At 63.2% G+C, this 18,996-nt stretch carries 18 protein-coding genes; 9 read left to right on the forward strand and 9 right to left on the reverse strand.

The window, feature by feature from the left end; translation table 11 throughout:
* Positions 1 to 22 precede the first annotated feature (22 nt).
* A complete protein-coding gene (locus tag HB630_RS10630) occupies positions 23 to 1,279 on the forward strand; it encodes an MFS transporter (protein ID WP_213772190.1) in 1,257 nt (418 codons plus the stop codon).
* Here HB630_RS10630 and HB630_RS10635 read toward each other — a convergent pair.
* The 9 genes from HB630_RS10635 to HB630_RS10675 form a co-directional block, all read right to left on the reverse strand.
* The gene (locus HB630_RS10635; protein WP_213772191.1) at positions 1,230 to 1,724 is read right to left on the reverse strand and encodes a VOC family protein; all 495 of its coding nucleotides are present in this window, start codon (positions 1,722 to 1,724) and stop codon (positions 1,230 to 1,232) included. The two genes, HB630_RS10630 and HB630_RS10635, sit on opposite strands and share 50 nt — an antisense overlap.
* Positions 1,725 to 1,778: 54 nt before the next feature.
* A complete protein-coding gene (locus HB630_RS10640) occupies positions 1,779 to 2,324 on the reverse strand; it encodes a carboxymuconolactone decarboxylase family protein (RefSeq protein ID WP_213772192.1) in 546 nt (181 codons plus the stop codon).
* Between the two features lie 108 nt (positions 2,325 to 2,432).
* Complete coding sequence (locus HB630_RS10645; protein ID WP_213772193.1) at positions 2,433 to 3,470, reverse strand: amino acid ABC transporter substrate-binding protein; 1,038 nt, start codon at positions 3,468 to 3,470, stop codon at positions 2,433 to 2,435.
* Positions 3,471 to 3,530: 60 nt separating this feature from the next.
* A complete protein-coding gene (locus tag HB630_RS10650) occupies positions 3,531 to 4,127 on the reverse strand; it encodes a L,D-transpeptidase (RefSeq protein ID WP_213772194.1) in 597 nt (198 codons plus the stop codon).
* A gap of 554 nt (positions 4,128 to 4,681) precedes the next feature.
* On the reverse strand, positions 4,682 to 5,293 hold the full coding sequence (locus HB630_RS10655; protein WP_213772195.1) for a sigma-70 family RNA polymerase sigma factor: 612 nt from the start codon (positions 5,291 to 5,293) through the stop codon (positions 4,682 to 4,684).
* A gap of 260 nt (positions 5,294 to 5,553) precedes the next feature.
* Positions 5,554 to 6,294, reverse strand: coding sequence for a response regulator (locus tag HB630_RS10660; protein ID WP_213772196.1), 741 nt, complete (start codon positions 6,292 to 6,294; stop codon positions 5,554 to 5,556).
* 1 nt (position 6,295) lies between these two features.
* Positions 6,296 to 8,038: a DUF3369 domain-containing protein gene (locus HB630_RS10665; protein WP_213772197.1), complete on the reverse strand. Its 1,743-nt coding sequence runs from the start codon at positions 8,036 to 8,038 to the stop codon at positions 6,296 to 6,298.
* Positions 8,008 to 10,044: an ATP-binding protein gene (locus HB630_RS10670; RefSeq protein WP_346656073.1), complete on the reverse strand. Its 2,037-nt coding sequence runs from the start codon at positions 10,042 to 10,044 to the stop codon at positions 8,008 to 8,010. The genes HB630_RS10665 and HB630_RS10670 overlap by 31 nt, the downstream gene beginning before the upstream one ends.
* Positions 10,045 to 10,102: 58 nt before the next feature.
* Complete coding sequence (locus HB630_RS10675; protein WP_213772199.1) at positions 10,103 to 10,489, reverse strand: hypothetical protein; 387 nt, start codon at positions 10,487 to 10,489, stop codon at positions 10,103 to 10,105.
* A 300-nt stretch (positions 10,490 to 10,789) separates the two neighbouring features.
* On the opposite strand from HB630_RS10675, the gene HB630_RS10680 reads away from it, so the two are divergent.
* From HB630_RS10680 to HB630_RS10715, 8 genes are all read left to right on the forward strand, one after another.
* Positions 10,790 to 12,409: an ABC transporter substrate-binding protein gene (locus HB630_RS10680; RefSeq protein WP_213772200.1), complete on the forward strand. Its 1,620-nt coding sequence runs from the start codon at positions 10,790 to 10,792 to the stop codon at positions 12,407 to 12,409.
* A 103-nt stretch (positions 12,410 to 12,512) separates the two neighbouring features.
* Positions 12,513 to 13,526, forward strand: coding sequence for an ABC transporter permease (locus HB630_RS10685; RefSeq protein ID WP_213772201.1), 1,014 nt, complete (start codon positions 12,513 to 12,515; stop codon positions 13,524 to 13,526).
* A gap of 10 nt (positions 13,527 to 13,536) precedes the next feature.
* Positions 13,537 to 14,436 carry an ABC transporter permease gene (locus tag HB630_RS10690; protein WP_213772202.1) on the forward strand — a complete coding sequence of 300 codons (900 nt, stop codon included), beginning with the start codon at positions 13,537 to 13,539 and terminating at the stop codon, positions 14,434 to 14,436.
* Positions 14,437 to 14,443: 7 nt separating this feature from the next.
* Positions 14,444 to 16,246 (forward strand): ABC transporter ATP-binding protein, encoded by a 1,803-nt coding sequence (locus HB630_RS10695; protein ID WP_213772203.1) that lies wholly within the window; start codon positions 14,444 to 14,446, stop codon positions 16,244 to 16,246.
* Positions 16,247 to 16,281: 35 nt separating this feature from the next.
* The gene (locus tag HB630_RS10700) at positions 16,282 to 16,464 is read left to right on the forward strand and encodes a DUF4089 domain-containing protein (protein WP_213772416.1); all 183 of its coding nucleotides are present in this window, start codon (positions 16,282 to 16,284) and stop codon (positions 16,462 to 16,464) included.
* A gap of 7 nt (positions 16,465 to 16,471) precedes the next feature.
* Positions 16,472 to 17,869, forward strand: coding sequence for an AtzE family amidohydrolase (locus HB630_RS10705; protein WP_213772204.1), 1,398 nt, complete (start codon positions 16,472 to 16,474; stop codon positions 17,867 to 17,869).
* A 2-nt stretch (positions 17,870 to 17,871) separates the two neighbouring features.
* Positions 17,872 to 18,270: an oxalurate catabolism protein HpxZ gene (gene hpxZ / locus HB630_RS10710; RefSeq protein WP_213772205.1), complete on the forward strand. Its 399-nt coding sequence runs from the start codon at positions 17,872 to 17,874 to the stop codon at positions 18,268 to 18,270.
* Positions 18,267 to 18,995 (forward strand): GntR family transcriptional regulator, encoded by a 729-nt coding sequence (locus tag HB630_RS10715; protein WP_213772206.1) that lies wholly within the window; start codon positions 18,267 to 18,269, stop codon positions 18,993 to 18,995. Before hpxZ ends, HB630_RS10715 begins: the two co-directional genes overlap by 4 nt.
* Position 18,996 lies beyond the last annotated feature (1 nt).

The following is an 18,996-nucleotide window of genomic DNA, read 5'->3' on the forward strand; positions in this document are numbered from 1 at the left end:
CGAAGCGTTAAGAGAAAAGAAGTTGGACGCATCCAGCCATCCCTCCATCGTCACCGACGAAACCTCGATCCGCTACGACGGCTGGCGCATCGTCGCGGTCTGCTTTCTGGTGGGGACGTTCGGCTGGGGCTTCGGTTTTTACGGCCAGAGCATTTATGTCGCCGAACTGCATCGCCTGCACGGCTGGCCGACCTCGCTGATCTCGAGCGCGACGACCTTCTTCTATCTGCTGGGCGCTTTGCTGGTTGTGTTCATCAGCGAGACGATCCGAGTCTTCGGCCCGCGCTATTGCCTGTTGGCGGGTCTATTTTCTTTGGCCGTGGCGGCCGTCCTGATCGGCCAGGTCACCGAGCCCTGGCAGCTTTATGTCGCCGATGGCGTTCTTGCCTTCGGCTGGGCGGGCACCAGCCTCGGCATCATCACCAACACGCTCGGCCTCTGGTTCGACAAAAGGCGGGGCCTGGCGCTGAACGGCGCCAGCTTCGGCGGCATTGCCGGCGTGCCGCTATTGGTCGCCGCGATCGGTGCGTTCGGATTTGCCGGCGCCTTGCTGACGGTCGCGGCGGCGATGCTGGTGCTGATGGTCCCGGTGGTCCTGATCTTCGTCGGGCAACCGCCCGGCCGCCGCGGCATCGTATCGACGTCTGTGAAACCGGATGCGCAGCCGGCAACGCAGATCCGCGCCGAGGCGCTTCGCAATGTCGCATTCCTGAGCATATCCATCGCGTTCGCGCTGGTGCTGTTCGCGCAGGTGGGATTCATCGTCCATCTGGTTGCTTTTCTCGATCCGGTGATCGGCCGCGAGCAGGCGGCGGTCGCTGTTTCGCTGTTGACCGCGATGGCGTTGATCGGGCGAGTGCTGTTCTCCGCGGTGATCGACCGGCTCAATCAGCGGCTGGCGTCGGCGATTTCGTTCGCCAGCCAGGCTGCGGCGCTCGCGATCGTCATCAATTCGCGCAGCGCAATCGTGCTGACGGCGGCCTGCGCGTTGTTCGGATTTTCGGTCGGAAACCTGATTACGTTGCCGTCGCTGATCGTGCAGCGCGAATTCGACCCGCGCTCGTTCGGCGTCTTGATCAGCCTGATCACGGCGATCAATCAGGTCACCTACGCCTTCGGTCCGGGTGTGATCGGCCTGTTGCGCGATATGTCGGGCAGCTACGCCCTGCCATTTTACGGCTGTATCGGGCTGGAATTGGCCGCAGCGATCCTGATCGTGACGGTGAAGGCTACGCCTCTCGTTGTTGCAGCAGGTCCTCGAGATCGAGCCGCTTCGTGAACATCGCCAGCGTTCCGTCCGGCGTAAGCGGCCATTGCTCCTTGGGGCGGTCCCAATAGAGTTCGACGCCGTTCTCGTCGGGGTCGCGCAGGTACAACGCTTCGCTGACGCCATGGTCGCTGGCGCCGTCGAGCGGAATTCCGGCACCGATCACGCGATGCAGCGCGTCCGCCAGCGAAGGGCGGGTCGGGTAGAGGATCGCGGTATGAAACAACCCGGTCGTCCCCGGTGGCGGCGGATGGCCGCCTTTGCTCTCCCAGGTGTTGAGCCCGATATGGTGATGATAGCCGCCGGCCGAGATGAACGCCGCACCGGAGCCCATCCGCTGCATCAGCTCAAATCCCAGCACGCCGCAATAAAAGCCGAGCGCGCGATCGAGGTCGGCCACCTTGAGATGAACGTGTCCGATCCGCGTGCCCGCGATAATAGGTGGATTTTCCGGCATATTCGCTCCATCGCCGATGTAGAGGCCTACCGCGATCTATGCAGCGGACGACGATCACGCAAGCTCGGACACTTCGCCGTCCGGCAATCCGAATTCGAACGTGTTCAGCGTCATCGAGACCAGCGTGTAATAGCCGCACAGCCCGACGATCTCGGTGACGCCGCGCTCGCCGACCATCCTGACGGCCTCGTCGTACAGCCCCTTGGCGACGCCGTGGCCTTCATGCAGCGATTTGGCGACGTCGTAGACCAGCTTGGCCGTGGGGTCGTCGAATTGCGGCGTACGGCGGTCACGGATGTCATCGATGATCTTCGGATCGAGGCCGCCCTTCAGCGCAAGACGCTTATGGGCGTACCATTCGTAATGCGCCGTCCAATGCCGCGCGGTGACCAGGATGGCGATTTCGGAAATCCTGGCGGGGAATACCGTATCGAAGCGCAGGAAACCGCCCAGGCGCGTGGCATGCCGCGCCATTTCCGGGCTGTTGAGCCAGGCCATCATCGGTGGCGGCGGTGCGCCACGCTTGCCGGCGATCGATTCGTCGTAGGTTTGCTTCTGGTCCGCGCTCATTTCGCCAGGCGAAAGCAGTTTCAGGCGCATCTCTGTTTCCTTTTGTTTTAAACGGCAGACATCCGGGCCTTCGGCGGGCGACGGCATTTTATCAAGGGAGCCGTTACCCGGCGGGTGCAGGACTATCTGGTCGGGAGGCTATCTGATCGGCGGGGCGTACTGAATGCCGCCGTTGCTCCAGAGCTGATTGAGCCCGCGCGGAATGTGCAGCTTCGATCCGCTGCCGACATTACGGTCGTAGACCTCGCCGTAATTGCCGACGTGACGGATGATACGGGCGGCCCAGTCCTTGGTGAGCCCGAGATCCTCGCCATAGCTGCCTTCGGTCCCGACCAGCCGCATCACGTCGGGTTTCTTCGATTTCAGGGCTTCATCGATGTTCTTCGAGGTGATGCCGAGCTCCTCGGCGTTGATCATCGCATAGAGCGTCCACTTCACGATCAGCATCCAGTCGTCGTCGCGCTCGCGCACGACGGGGGCCAGCGGTTCCTTCGAAATGATATCCGGCAGGATGACGTGATCGTCCGGTTTCGAAAGATTCAGCCGCAGGGCATAAAGCTGCGACGCGTCGGAAGTGAAGGTGTCACATTTGCCGGTGTCGTAGGCCTTGACGACATCGTCCAGCCTGTCGAACTTGATTTCCTCGTACTTCATGTTGTTGGCGCGGAAATAATCCGCGAGGTTGAGCCTGGTCGTGGTGTTGTCCTGAACGCAGATCTTGCTGCCGTCGAGCGCCAGCGCTGAATCGATATTGCGCGAGCGCGGCACCATGAATCCCTCGCCGTCGTAATAAGCCACCGCAGGAAAATAGAGATCGTAATTGGTCTCGCGCGACATGCTCCATGTCGAGTTGCGCGAAAGAATGTCCACTTTGCGATTCTGCAATTCCTTGAAGCGCTCATCGGTGTCGAGCGGAATGAACTTCGCTTTCGTCGGATCGTCGAAGATCGCGGCCGCGACCGCGCGGCAGAAGTCGACGTCGAATCCGCTCCAGTTGCCATTGCCGTCGGGAATCGAGAAGCCGGGCAGGCCGGTATTGACGCCGCACAGCACCTCACCGCGCCGCAGCGTCCGCTTCAGGGTCCGGGTGTCATATCGTTCATAGGTGACGGCGGCAGCCGCGACCGCGAATGCAATCACGAGCCCGATGAGCAGGCCGCCTCGAAATGTGCGCATGATGTATCTCTCGCCAATGGATGAAGAAACAACGGGCTGGGAAGGAAGCGGCCGGCGCGATCACAGCTCCGGCTTCTGCTTCACGATCACCTTGGTGCCGACCGGGATGCGGTCGTAAAGGTCGATCACGTCGGCATTGACCAGGCGGAAACAGCCGGATGAAATCGCCGTGCCGATGGTCTCGGGCTGATTGGTGCCGTGGATGCGGTAGACGGTGGTGCCGAGATACATCGCGCGGGCGCCGAGCGGATTGCCGGGACCGCCGGCCATGAAACGCGGCAGATAGGGCTGGCGTGCGATCATCTCGGGCGGCGGCGTCCAGTCCGGCCACTCCGCCTTGCGCGTGATGTTCAGAAGGCCCTGCCACTGGAAGCCGTCGCGGCCGACGCCGATGCCGTAACGCAGCGCGCGTCCGCTGCCCTGGATCAGATAAAGATGCCGTTCCGCCGTCGAAATGATGATGGTGCCGGGCGGTTCGGTGCTGCGGTAGGAGACCATCTGCTTGCGGAACTCCGGATCGAGTTCGACATTCTCTTCCGGCACCAGGCCCGGCTGGTCGCCCGGATCTTCCGGCTGCTGAGCAAAGCTCTGCGAGACCGATAATGCCAGTCCGGCTGCGGCGACGATCATCCAGATCAGATGCCGTAACTTGATCATGCAAAGCTCTCCTGTTGGCGCCGCCGGAAGATGCTGCCGCCATTTGCCGATTACTTCGGGCCATCAAATCGTACCGATAGCGGAATGGCAAGCAGGGCCGGCCATGACGGATGAACGCGGCCCACGGCGCTTTCGGTTTTTCGAAAGCCGCCATGTCGGCAAAATGTCTTGAAAGCCGTATTTCGGCGCAGGCCAGAGCCGCAGGCCGAACGAAACAGGCGCCACCGCGTCGCCGCACCAGAACGCAGCGAACCCCAACAGGCGGTGCGACGGCGGCCGCGGTTGAACGGAGGTCGAAAAACAGCGGAGACGGAAAATCCGCTCCCGATACAGAGCGGCCCGGATGGGGGCATGCCATCCGGGCCGTTGGAGATTTGGGAGGTTAGAAAACTTGAGAGGCTAGAAAACGATGACAGCGGGTCGTGGTCTCGCTGTCACAGGAAGGAGGCCGTCGTGGAGACCTCCAAACGATTCATGGTCAATATAGCAAAGATTTTTTTCCGGGCGATGTCGAAAATTGTTTCAATTGTATCGTTGCATGAACGTGATGAAGGTCACGCGGCAACACTTCCAAGGCCGGCGCCCTTGAGCAGCTCGGCGAGTTGCTTGCGGGCGTAGAACATCCGGGTCTTCACCGTGCTTTGCGGAATTCCGATGATCTCGCCGGCCTCCTCGACCGATTTCTCGTGGTAGTAAACGAGGTTGATGATCTCGCGATGCGCCGGCGAAAGCTTGGCGATGCAGGCGCGGAGGATGGCGCTGGTGTTGGCGCGTTCCATCGAGGCTTCCGGCGTATCGGCGGGGTCGGCGATTTCAAGCACGTCTTCCTGTTCGATGTCCTCGTACCGGCGCTGGCGTATCGCGGTCAGAGCCTTGAAACGGGCGATCGACAACAGCCAGGTGGAAACCTGGGAACGGCCCTCGAACTGGCGCGCGGTGCGCCACACGTCGAGAAAGACCTGGCTGACGAGATCTTCCGCCGTCGTGGCGTCCCGGACGATCCGCAGGATGAAGCGATAGACCCGCAGATGATGCCGGGAATACAGGATGTGCATCGCCGTCCGGCCGCCGTCGGCAATACTCTCGATCAGCAGTTCATCGGAGGTCGCCTGGGCGGCGATGATGCCCTGGCGGGCCGCTGCGTTGATGGCAATGACGTTCTGCATGACATACTCCCAAGAATTCGCCGCTTGGCGGCGCCTCGTTGGGAAAATTGATAGTCAGCGAACGTTTCGGGGTGTCTGCGTGAAAAGCGGAAAATGGTTTCGTCGTCGGGAGAATTGTTTCGTCGCGGTCCTGGCGACGAAACAATCGGGCAGTAAACGTGAATGATTTCAACGTCGGCGGCGTTTGGAGGCTGTACGGTGAGCGGCTTGGAACAAATTCCAGCCGCCGTGGCGTGTGGTTCAACCCGTAAGGGCAGCGCTCACGCCTTGTCGCCGACGGGAGAAAACAGATATCCGCCGCCCCGGATGGTGCGGATGACCGCAGGCTTGGTCGGGTCCGGCTCGATCTTGCGCCGGATTCGCATGATCCGCAGATCGACGGCGCGGTCGAACGCCTCGCTGTCGCGCGCATTGGCCAGTTCCAGCAGCCGCTCGCGCGACAGCACCCGCTTCGGATTGGCCGCGAAAACCTTGAGCAGGCCGAATTCGGAAGCGGTCAGCGGATGCTCGTTACCCTCGTCGTCGCGCAGCGCCTGCGCCCCGAGATCGAGCCATTTGGTGCCGAATCGCACCAACTGATCCTTTTCGGCCTTGGCGGCGGCAGCTTCCGAACCCATCGCAGCCTTGGCCGGCGTGCTTCGCCGCAGCACCGAACGAATCCGCGCCATCAACTCGCGCAACTCGCAAGGTTTGGCGACGTAATCGTCGGCGCCGAGTTCCAGCCCGACCACGCGGTCGATCGGGCTTGCGGTCGCGGTCAGCATGATGACGGGGACATTGGTGCGGCTTTTCAGGTCGCGGATGATGGAAAGCCCGTCTTCCTCCGGCATGTTCAGATCGAGCACCACGAGATCGGGAGCGCCGGCTTCGATCGCGGTGCGCAGGCTCTTGCCGCCCTCGCACAGCGTCACCGCAAAGCCGTGCATCTTGAGGTATTCGCCGACCATCTCGCGCGCCGGCGCCTCGTCGTCGACAATGATGATGTGCGGGCTTTGGCTCATGTCATGACATCTCGGTCGCGGGCAGCGCGAGGGCGAAAGTCGATCCCTGGCCGGGGCCGGCGCTTTCCGCGGTTACCTGACCGCCATGCATGTCGAGAATGCGTTTGACGATCGACAGTCCGAGGCCGGTCGAGCTTTCGCCGGCGGTGGGTTTGGCGGAGAGCCGCTGGAAACGGCCGAACAGCCGGCCGAGATCCTCGGGCGACAGGCCGGCCCCCTCATCGGCGATGCGGATGAGGGTGTGGCCCTGTTCCTGGCTCACCACGATCGTGATCTTGCCGCCGATCGAACTGTATTTGATGGCGTTGCTGACGAGATTGTCGATGGCTTCCCGCATCCGGTCGGCGTCGCACATGGTGACGATATTGGGTGGCGCCGACACCGCGATGGTCTGCTGCTTGTTGGTGGCCAGCGGCCGGTTGGCCTCGGCGACCTCGCTGACCAGGGCCGAGACGTCGACCGCCTCGCGGCGGATCGTGATGTCGAAAGCGTCGGCCATCGCGTCCGAGATCAGGTGATCGACCATCAAGGTCAGGCGCTTGGTGGCGTCGCGAATGTGCTCGACCTGCGCGGTGACGCTTTCCCTGGAGGAGCCGGCGCCGATCAGCTCGGTCAGCATCTCGGTACGGCCGAGGATGACGCCGAGCGGATTCTTCAGGTCATGGGCGACGGTGCCGAGAATCTCGTTCTTGAAGCCGTTGGCGCGCTGCAGCCGCAGCCATTGCGCCGAAAGCCTGCGATTGGCCTGCATCAGCGCGCGGGTGCGCTGCGCGACACGGTCTTCGAGCTGCGTGTTCGCCTCATGGAGCTGTTGATAGAGGATGACATTGTCGAAAGCGATCGACAGCCGGCTGCCGAAAATCTCGACCAGCGACCGGTCGGTTTCGGACAGCGGCCGTTCCGCCTGCAGCAGCACGACGACCTCGCGCCCGCTGCCGGTGCGGATATAGAGCACCGAGCGGTGATCGGCGAATTCATGCTTGCGCCGCCTGAAGGCGTCCTCCACCATCGCGCGCAGATCGGGATCGAGCGATTTCGACCCGGTGGTGCCGATGAAGCGGCTGTAGCAGCCCGACCCCGCCAGCACGGAAAGCTCCTCGACCAGTCCGTTGTCGCGCAGCACCAGGATGCCGGCGCAATCGACATTCAACAGCGAGGCTATCTGCGTCAGCACGCCCTCGGCGAGCCGTTGCATCGATTTGAAGTCGTATAGGGTCGATGCGGCGTCGATGATGATTTCCAGCCCGCGCCGGGTTTGCACCATGCGCTCGAGCTGCTGGTAACTGCGTAACGCCGCGGTCAGCGAGGTGAACAGCTTGTCCGCGGTCAGCTCGGTCTTGGCCTTGTAGTCGTTGATGTCGTACTGGACGATGACGCGGCGCTCGGGCGCCTGTCCGGGCTGCCCGGTGCGCAGGATGATGCGGACGGTTTCGTTCTTGATGTCGTTGCGGATGTACTCGACGAGGTCGAGGCCGGCGGCGTCGGTTTCCATGATGACGTCGAGCAGCACGGCGGCGACGTCGGGATGCTCCCGCATCAGGATGCGGCCTTCCGCCGCAGAATAGGCCGACAGGATTTCAAGCGTCTGCCCGTTCAGGCTGTAGTCGCTGAGGGCAAAGCGGGTGCCTTCATGGACGGCCTGATCGTCGTCGATCACCGCGACCTTCCATTTTCGCGCGGTGGAGACTTCCGGAACGGCGCCGGTGTCTTCGATCAGGTGGAGGACATCGTCCGGGTCGGCCATCGAGAGCTTCCGTCGCTTTCCGTGTTGGCGGTTGCCGGACCGCCTTGTGAGGTTTTCGGCATGATAATGCGAAAGGTAGTACCTTGTCCCAGCCTTGAATCCAGCATCATACGGCCGCCGAACTGCTGGGTAACCAGGGTATAGACGATATGCAGGCCGAGTCCGGTGCCGCCTTCGTTGCGGCGGGTGGTAAAGAACGGGTCGAACGCCCGCCGCTGCACCTCCGGGGTCATTCCGGCGCCGTTGTCGGCGAAAACGATCTCGACGTCATCATCCGGACCGCCGGAACTGGCGGAAATCGAGATCGTGCCGGCGCGGCCGTCGGCAAAGGCATGATTGGCGGCGTTGAGGACGAGGTTGGTCAGGATCTGCCCATACGATCCCGGATAGCCGTCGATCGCCAGGCCCTCCGGCACATCCAGGGAAAGGCTGATTCCCGCCTTCTTGAGGACCGGCCACAGGCTGGCGACGATCTGGCCGGTCGCCTCGTTCAGCAGGAATTGCCGGCGCTCGGCATGGGAGCGATCGACCGCGACCTGCTTGAAGGACTGGATCAGTTCGCCGGCGCGATTGAGATTCGCAACCAGTTGCTCGGCGGCATCGCGCGAGGAGCGGACGAATTCTTCAAGCTGCGACCGCCGCAACCGGGTGTCGGATTTCAGTTCGGCGTCGAACATTTCGGTGCGGCGGGCGAAACTCGACGCCACCGTCAGGCTGATGCCGAGCGGATTATTGACCTCGTGGGTGACGCCTGCAACCAGGCCGCCGAGTGCCGCCAGGCGTTCGGCGTCGATCAGATTTCGCTGGGCGGCGCTCAATTCGAGCAGGGCGCTCTCGGCCTTCTCCTTTGAGGCGCGTAATTCGTCTTCGGTCGCGCGCTTGGCGATGGCGTTCTCGCGGAAGACGTCCACCGCGCGGGCCATCGCACCGATTTCGTCGCGGGCGTCCGTTCCCTGCACCCGCCGGCCATAATCGCCCGACGTGATCGCCTGCATCGCCGACATGATCTGATAGAGCGGCAGCCGGATGCTGAGCGCGATCACCACGCCGGCGCTGAGGATGATGCCGAGAAAGATCACCGCGATGGACAATACCCGGCGCGAGATATTGGCCAGCGTCCGGTCGAAGGTCTCCTGCGCCTTCTGCTCGCGCTGGCGCATCTTGACCGACAATCCGTCGATGGCGCCGCTGGTTTCGGCCTGGCTGGCGTCGATGCCGTTGCGCAGCAGTTCGGTTCGGCTGGAAAGCTCGTCCGATAATTTTGCCAGGCCTTGCCGCAACGCTTCCGTCCGCTCGTTCAGGTGCTCTAACGCCACGCGCTGCAAGTCGTTGTCGGCGAGGCCGGTCATGACCGGGATGGTCTTCTCGATCGTCTCGGTATTGCGGCGGGCTTCCTCGGCGGACGCTGCCGCCAACGAGAAATAATAGGAATTGGCGGCGACCAGCAGGGCCGTAAAGGCCTCGCGGGACCTGCCCAGCGCCGGCCAGATCAGTGCGTCGCGGTGCCCGGTCGCGCCCTCGATGATCGAATAGAGCCCGGCCATGTCCTTGGCGGGGCCCAGCACCTGGTCTTCGTAGGTTTTCGTGATCTGCGCCTGCACGGCGCGCAATTGGCCGAAGCCGTTGAGGAAACGCTCGGTCGCGCGTTCAAGCTCCGCCGCCGATCCGGAGAGCATCGGATCGGCCGACGCGTGCGTGGTCAGCGTGCCCAGAATGGCCTCGCGCGACTGCAATATTTCCGCGGAGAATTCCGGACCCGGCTGGTTGATGTAGCGGTGGATCAGGTTCTGCAGCCGGCTGGTCTCGCTCCCGAGCAGCGCCAGGGTGTTGTCGGATTCCCGCACCTGCCGGACATCGTCCCAGGCCGACCGGAGCACCTGGACGTCGTTCCAGATCATGACGGCCAGCACCACGACGACCGCCGTGTTCAGCGCGGCGATCGACAGGATGCGCCAGCGGATCGGCACCGCGCGGACCAGCCCGACGATTCGGGAGCGAACGCGCACGGCGAGGCATGTCGGCCGTTCCGCGGTTTCGTCCTGCCGGGCTATCGCCAAGATCGATTCACTCCGTCTGCCGGATCGGTTCGATCCGCTCCGTCACCGCGGCCCGAAAAGGGGTGGAGTGGATCGGCCGCGCTCCGGAATCGTAAAACGCCAGACCGACCGATCCATCGGGCTCGAAACGGCGGTGGATTTCGCTGCCGATCAACGTCGCCTCGCTGCGATTGGGATCGATCGTGCCGGTGTGGGTCTGCCCGATGCGGTGATGGATGGCGGGCCGTTCGGCGATCAGGCGTCCCATCGATTCAAGCGCCGCTATGGCCGGGGGATCGTCACGCCGGCTATCCGCGGCGCGAAACTGCGGCGCGCCCGCCGAACCCGCCGTCAGAAACAGCGCAGCAGCGACCGTCACGGTCCGCGATAGGCTGACCTGGCTGTACACAGGCAATCTGACCCCTCGGTGAAGTTGTCGACGGTCGGGCCAAAAGGTTCAAGCCGATGTAGCTGGTCATGCTGGGCATGGCCTCTGCTTCACGCCGAGGAAAGGCCAAGCGTAGTTTCGGCTATAAAATAGGCAAATATCCATCTTTGTATGCAATGATGCTGCTGTATGGGCGCGGTCTGGATGGGAGGGTTCTTAATAAAAATACAAATAAATCAATGTCTTAATTCTGTGCTGGGCCTTCGCTAGGGTCTGGCACAAACCTTGCGACATAGCTCCAAAGCCATTTGGTGTTTGGAGCATCCTATGAAGCGTCGCGATTTCCTGAAATCCGCATCCGGGCTGGCTGCGGGCGCCATGGTGCCCGCCCCCGCGATCTGGTCACCGGCCAAGGCGGATGCCCGTTCCGAGACCTTGTTGATCGTCTCGGAAGGCGGGCCCAACAATCTCGACATTCATGGCGTCGGCACCAACGTCCCCGGCTATGAAGTGTCGTGGAATTGTTATGACCGTCTGATCAGCCACGAGATGAAAAGCGGTCCGGGTGGGGTGCCCTATTACGACCGCGACAAGTTCAAGCCCGAACTCGCCGAGGACATGAATGTCGGCGACATGTCGGCGACGTTCAAGCTGAGGAAGAACGCGAAGTTTCACGACGGTACGCCGGTGACGGCCAAAGACGTCAAATGGTCGCTGGACCGCTCCGTCAGCGTCGGCGGTTTCCCGACCTTCCAGATGAGCGCGGGCTCGCTGACCAAGCCCGAACAGTTCGTGATCGTCGACGACTACACGGTGCGGGTCGATTTCCTGAAGAAGGACCGGCTGACGATTCCCGATCTTGCCGTCATCGTGCCCTGTATCGTCAATTCCGAACTGGTGAAGAAGAACGCCTCGGAAAAGGATCCGTGGGGCCTCGAATACACCAAGCAGCAGACCGCGGGTTCCGGCGCCTACAAGGTGACGAAATGGACCGCCGGCACCGAAGTCATCATGGAGCGCAACGACGACTGGGTTTGCGGGCCGATGCCGAAGATCAAGCGCGTGATCTGGCGCATGGTGCCGCAGGCCGGCAACCGCCGTGCGCTATTGGAACGAGGCGACGCCGACATTTCCTACGAATTGCCGAACAAGGATTTCCAGGAGCTCAAGGCCGCCGGCAAGGTCAACATCGTGTCGCTGCCGTTCTCGAACGGCATTCAGTATATCGGTATGAACGTGACCAAGCCGCCCTTCGATAATCTGAAGGTGCGCCAGGCCGTGGCCTACGCCATTCCCTATCAGAAGATCATGGACGTGGTGATGTACGGCCTCGCCAATCCGATGTTCGGCGCGCCGGCCGACAAGGCGACGGAAGTCGCCTGGCCGCAGCCGACCAAATATTTCACCGATATCGACAAGGCCAAGGCGCTGATGGCCGAGGCCGGTTATCCCAACGGCCTCGAGACCACGCTTTCGTTCGACCTCGGCTTCGCGCAGGTCAACGAGCCGCTCTGCGTGCTGGTGCAGGAAAGCCTGGCGCAGATCGGCATCAAGACCACGATCGACAAGGTGCCCGGCGCCAACTGGCGCACCGAATTGAACAAGAAGGAGATGCCGCTCTTCACCAACGTGTTCTCGGGGTGGCTCGATTATCCCGAATACTTCTTCTACTGGTGCTATCACGGCAATAATTCCGTCTTCAACACCATGAGCTACAAGTCGCCGGAGATGGACAGGTTGATCGACGGCGCGCGTAATGCGGCCGCGATCGGCGACAAGGCGACCTACGATGCCGACGTGAAGGGCTTCGTCGATCTTGCCTTCAGCGATGTCCCGCGCATTCCGCTGTACCAGCCCTTCGTCAACGTCGCGATGCAGAAGAACATCTCGGGCTACGAATACTGGTTCCACCGCCGTCTCGATTACCGCTCGCTGGTCAAGGCGTGAGTAAATGGCGAATGGCGAATAGGGAGTAGCGAATGGCTGCAGACGGTCGCGATAATCCATTCGCCACGCGCCATTCGCTATTCGTCGGCGCGGAGCGCCTGCCATGCTGAGCCTGATCGGCAAGCGGCTGATGTTCGCGATCCCGAGCCTGATCGGGGTGGTGATCGTCACCTTCTTGCTGACGCGCGCGCTGCCCGGCGATCCCGCGGCGTATTTCGCCGGTCCTGCGGCGACCAAGGAGGCGGTCGATCAGATCCGGAAAAAGCTTGGCTTCGACAAGCCGCTGATCGAGCAGTTCTTCCGCTACACCGACGACCTCGCGCATGGCGATCTGGGCACCTCGCTCACCACCGGCCAGCCGGTCGCGGATGAAATCCGCAATCGCCTGCCGGCGTCGGCCGAACTGACGCTGCTCGGGCTGCTGGTCTCGATCGTGATCGCATTGCCGCTTGGCGTGTTGGCGGCGACCCGTCCGGGCTCATGGATCGACCATCTCTGTCGCGTGACCACGACGGCCGGGGTTTCGCTGCCGGTGTTCTTCACGGGTTTGCTGCTGGTCTATATCTTCTACTTCCAGCTTGGCTGGTCGCCGGCGCCGCTCGGACGGCTCGACGTGTTCTACAGCGCGCCGCCGACGGTCACCGGTTTCTACCTGATCGATACTCTGGTCGCGCGTGATTTCGAGGCATTCCGTTCCGCGCTCAACCAGTTGATCCTGCCGTCGGCGACGCTGGCGATTTTCTCATTGGCGCCGATCGCGCGAATAACGCGCGCCTCGATGCTCTCGGTGCTGGCGTCGGATTTCGTCCGTACTGCACGCGCCAGCGGTCTTTCGCCGACCACCGTGATCATCACCTACGCCTTCCGCAATGCGATGCTGCCGGTCATCACCACGCTCAGCATGGTGTTCTCGTTTTTGCTCGGCGCCAACGTGCTGGTCGAGAAGGTGTTCGCCTGGCCCGGCATCGGCTCTTACGCGGTGGAAGCGCTGATCTCGTCGGACTTCGCGCCGGTGCAGGGCTTCGTGCTGACGATGGCGGTGATGTATGTGCTGCTCAATCTCCTGATCGATATCCTCTATGGCGTGATCGATCCGCGCATGCGGCTGGAAGGGTAGGGAGGCAAGGATGAGTAGCGTTGCGCCTGCCGCCGAACCCGTTGCTCCCGCGCGAAGCTCGGGTTTTGCCGCGATGTTCGAACATACGCGCTATGTGCTCGGCGAGAATCGCGTAACCGGCTTTGCCTTCGTTCTTCTGATCATCATCATTTTCGCGGCACTGTTCGGCCCGGCTATTGTGCCCTACGATCCCTTGGCGTCCGACACGGCGATGGCGCTGAAGGCGCCGTCATGGGCGCACTGGTTCGGCACCGATCAATTGGGACGCGATATTTTCAGCCGTGTCGTGGTCGCCACGCGGCTCGATACCTTTATCGCGGTCGCATCGGTCGTATTGGTGTTCCTGATGGGCGGCCTCGCCGGGATCGCCGCCGGCTATTTCGGCGGCTGGACCGACCGCATCGTCGGGCGGATCGCCGACACCATCATGGCATTTCCGCTGTTCGTGCTGGCGATGGGCATCGTCGCCGCGCTCGGCAACACCGTGCAGAACATCATCCTGGCGACGGCCATCGTCAATTTCCCGCTTTACGCCCGTGTGGCGCGCGCCGAGGCCAATGTCCGGCGCGACGCCGGCTTCGTGCAGGCGGCGCGGTTGTCGGGCAATTCCGAGTTCCGGATTTTGCTGGTGCATATCCTTCCCAACATCATGCCGATCATGATCGTGCAGATGTCGCTGACCATGGGTTACGCGATTCTCAATGCGGCCGGGCTGTCGTTCATCGGCCTCGGCGTGCGGCCGCCGACGGCGGAATGGGGCATCATGGTCGCCGAAGGCGCGGGCTTCATGGTCTCGGGCGAATGGTGGATCGCGGCGTTTCCAGGCCTCGCGCTGATGGTCGCGGTGTTCTGCTTCAACCTGCTCGGCGATGGCCTGCGCGACATCGTCGATCCGCAGCGAAGGACGTGACAAAGCCATGACCGCGCAGCCGCTGCTCGACGTCCATGACCTCACGGTGGAATTCGCGACGCGGCGCGGCGTCGTCAAGGCGGTGCAGCAGGTCAATATCTCCGTCGCCAAAGGCGAGACGCTCGGCATCGTCGGCGAATCCGGCTCCGGCAAGTCGGTCACCTCCTATGCGGTGATGCGGATCCTCGACCGTGCCGGCAAGATCGCCGAGGGCTCGGTGATGTTTTCCGGCATCGACGTGAGAACCGCGAGCGAAAGCCAGATGCGCGACCTGCGCGGGCGCGAAATCTCGATGATTTTCCAGAACCCGCGCGCGGCCCTCAATCCGATCCGAAAAGTCGGCGACCAGATCGAGGATGTGCTGCGTCAGCACGAACAGGCCGCCGCGATCGATCGCGGCGAGAAGGCAATCGGGGCGCTGGAACAGGTCAGGATCGCCAGGCCGCGCGAACGCTATCACGCCTATCCGTTCGAACTGTCCGGCGGCATGTGCCAGCGTGTGGTGATCGCGCTGGCGCTGGCGTGCAATCCGCAGCTTCTGATCGCAGACGAGCCGACCACCGGCCTCGACGTCACCACGCAGAAGGCCGTCATGGATCTGATCGTCGAGCTGACCAAACGGCGCGGCATGTCGACGATCCTGATCACGCATGATCTGGGGCTGGCGGCGGCCTATTGCGATCGCGTGGTGGTGATGGAAAAGGGTCGCGTCGTTGAAACCGCGAAATCCGCGGACATCTTCGCCAACCCGCAACATGCCTATACCAGGAAGCTGATGCGCGCGACGCCGCGGCTCGGCGCCTCCCTGCGCGATCTGCTGCCGGAGGAGGAGACCGTGCCATCCGCTGCGTTCTCCTCGCCCGGCCCATCCCTCGTCATGGCCGGGCTTCATCCGGCCATCCATCCTTCCTCGAACGGCCCTTCGCAGGAGGCGATGGACCCCCGGATCAGGCCCGGGGGTGACGAAGACACAAAGCCGCTTTTGCTGGTCGAGAAGCTGGTGAAGGAATATCCGCGCCAGGGCGCTACGGCGACGTTGACCAGGCTGTTCTCCAGAACGCCGCCGGTTGAGCTCGAGCAGTTCCGCGCGGTCGACGGCATTGGTTTTGAGATCGGGCATGGCGAAAGCGTCGGCCTGGTCGGCGAATCCGGTTGCGGCAAGTCCACGACGTCGATGATGGTGATGCGGCTGCTCGACCAGACCTCGGGCCGCATCCTGTTCGACGGCGAGGAGATCGGCGGCATCCTGCCAAAGGCATTCGCGCGCTCGCCGCTGCGCAAAAGCATCCAGATGGTGTTTCAGGATCCGACCGACAGTCTCAACCCCCGCTTCACCGCCGAGCGTGCGATCGCCGATCCGTTGATGCAGCTCGGCGGCGTCAAGGGACGCGACGCCTTGCGCGCCCGTTGCGAGGAACTGGCGGAGCAGGTCGGTCTGCCGGTCAACCTGCTCGATCGTTTCCCGCATCAATTGTCGGGCGGACAAAAAGCTCGCGTCGGTATCGCGCGCGCGATCGCGCTGCATCCCAAGCTTGTGATTCTCGACGAACCGACCGCGGCGCTCGACGTCTCGGTGCAGGCGGTGGTCCTGAATTTGCTTCAGGACCTCAAGCGGTCAATGGGCATGAGTTATCTGTTTGTGTCGCACGATTTGAACGTGGTACGATTGCTGTGCGACCGCGTTATCGTGATGCGGGCAGGTCGAATTGTCGAAGAAGGGCCGTCGGAACGCGTCCTTGGCGATCCGCAGGATGCCTATACCAGGGAGCTGCTGACGGCGATTCCACATCCGCCGCGGCCGGCTCACTGAGTGTACTGAAATTGAACGTAGTGAATGGGAAGATGATGGCCGCCGATCCGCTTGACGAATATATCGATGCCGTTGGGAAAGCACTGGCGCTTCCGGTCGAGGAAGCCTGGCGGCCGGAGATACGGGCCAATCTCGCGGTATCGCTGAAACTCGCGCGGCTGGTGGACGAGTTCGTCCTGCCGGACGAAGCCGAGCCCGCCAGTGTCTTTACCGCCTGATATCGACATGAACGCAACTTCAGGAGAACTGACGGCTTCCGGGATCGCGCAAGCTGTCGCCAGCAAAAAGATGTCGGCGCTCGACGCGACCGAGGCCGCGTTGGCGCGGATCGACAAGCACAACCCCGTGCTGAATGCCTTCACCGATATCACGGCGGATCGCGCCCGCGCCAAGGCGCGGGCCGTCGACGCCGCCATCGCCGCCGGCCAGAATGCCGGCCCGCTTGCCGGGGTGCCGTTCGCGGTAAAGAATCTGTTCGATGTGCAGGGCCTTGCCACGCGGGCCGGATCGAAGATCAACCGAGACCTACCGTCGGCGCCGCGTGACGCGACGCTGATCGAGCGGCTGGAAGCGGCCGGCGCGGTTCTGGTCGGCGCGCTCAACATGGGCGAATATGCCTACGACTTCACCGGCGAAAATGTGCATGACGGATCCGCGCGCAATCCGCATGACGTGACCCGGATGACCGGTGGCTCGTCGGGTGGCTCGGGCGGCGCGGTCGGCGGCCGCCTGGTGCCGGTGGCGCTGGGGTCCGACACCAACGGCTCGATCCGGGTACCGTCGTCGTTCTGCGGCATTTTTGGACTGAAGCCGACCTATGGCCGGCTGTCCCGCGCGCGATCGTTTCCGTTCGTCGCGAGCTTCGACCATCTCGGTCCGTTCGCGCGCAATGTCGGCGATCTCGCGCTGGCCTATGACGCCATGCAGGGACCTGATGCCGGGGATGCGGCATGTTCGGCGCGCGCGGTCGAGCCGGTGACGGCGCTGCTGACCCAGGATATCGGGAATTTGAGGGTCGCGGTCGCCGGCGGATATTTTCAGGAGAATGTTTTCCCCGAGGCGGTCGAAGCCGTTGGCCGCGTCGCCAAGGCGCTGGGCGTAACTCGGACGGTCGAAATTCCGGAGGCGGCGCGCGCCCGCGCCGCGGCCTATGTGATCACCACGACGGAGGGCGCCTCGCTGCATCTCGATCGGCTGCGGCGGCGGGCGGGCGATTTCGACCCGGCGGTGCGCGACCGGCTGCTGGCCGGCGCGATGGTTCCGGCGCCGCTGGTCGACCGCGCGCAGAAATTCCGCCGCTGGTATCGGGCGCAAGTGCTGGAACTGTTCAAGTCGGTCGATGTCATCCTGGCGCCGGCAACGCCCTGCACCGCGCCGAAGCTCGGACAGACGACCTTCGTGCTCGACGGCGTCGAATTGCCGGTGCGCGCCAATGTCGGCATCCACACCCAGCCGATCTCCTTCATCGGCCTCCCCGTGGTTGCGGTGCCGGTTCCGCTGGAGCCGATGCCGATCGGTGTGCAGATCATTGCGCCGCCCTGGCGCGAGGATATTGCGCTCCGCGTCGCCCATGCACTTGAGCGCGCCGGCGTGGTTGCCGCGCCGTCGCCGAAAGGATTCTAGAAATGCAGGTCGATCTTCCCGAAGTCGTCGCCGAGGTGACCGAGCAATTCGCCCGCTACGAGAAGGCGCTGGTCAGCAACGACGTCGCCGTGCTCGGTGAACTGTTCCGGAAGGATCCGCGGACGCTGCGTTACGGGATTGGCGAAAATCTCTATGGCTATGACGCGATCAACGCCTTTCGCGCCGCGCGCTCGCCGGCCGGGCTGATGCGCCGGACCGCAAAGACGGTGATCACCGCCTATGGCCAGGACTGCGCGGTGGCGTCAACGCTGTTTTATCGCGATACCGTGCCCGGCAAGGTCGGACGCCAGATGCAGACCTGGGTGCGGTTTGCCGAGGGATGGAGAATCGTTGCGGCTCACGTCAGCGTCATCGACGAGCCGCCGGGACAAGCTACATGAGCCTCGACGATCTTCCGACCGGCGCCCGTCGGCGGCCGGCAGAAGCGATGGTCCGGCGCGTCGATCGCGCCACGCCCAGTTCCTACAAGATCACCCGCGCGGAAGAACTGCGCCTGCAACTGGCCGATGAAATCGTGCGCGGCGCGTTGCGGCCGGGTGCCGCGCTCGATGAGACCGATATCGCTCGCCGCTTCAACGTATCCCGCACGCCGGTGCGCGAGGCGCTGCGTCAGCTTGCCGCCAGCGGCCTGATCGATGCGCGGGCGCATCGCGGCGCGGTGGTGGCGCGTCCCTCGATCGAGCGGCTGACCGGGATGTTCGAGGCGATGGCCGAGCTGGAAGCGTTGTGCGCCGGCCTTGCCGCGGAACGAATGCAGCCGGTCGAGCGCCACGCGCTGGAGGCGGTCCATGAGGAACTGCGGATGCTGAGCTATACCGGCAATCCGGAGCGATTTAACGAGGTCAACGAGCGCTTCCACAATACGATCTACGCCGGCTCGCAAAACGAGTATATCGCGGAGATGACGCTCGCGACCCGGGTGCGGGTACAGCCGTTCCGCCGCGCCCAATTCCGCAACCTCGGACGGTTGGCGAAATCGCATGCCGAGCACGACCGCGTCGTGGTGGCGATCCTGCGCGGCGACAAGGCCGGTGCGGCAAGTGCGATGCGCACCCATATCGAACTGGTGCGCGGCGAGTACGAGCTCTACGCGGTTTCGGTTTAAG

The organism is Bradyrhizobium sp. dw_78 (genome assembly GCF_018449525.1).
In the GTDB taxonomy this organism is placed as follows: Bacteria; Pseudomonadota; Alphaproteobacteria; order Rhizobiales; family Xanthobacteraceae; genus Bradyrhizobium.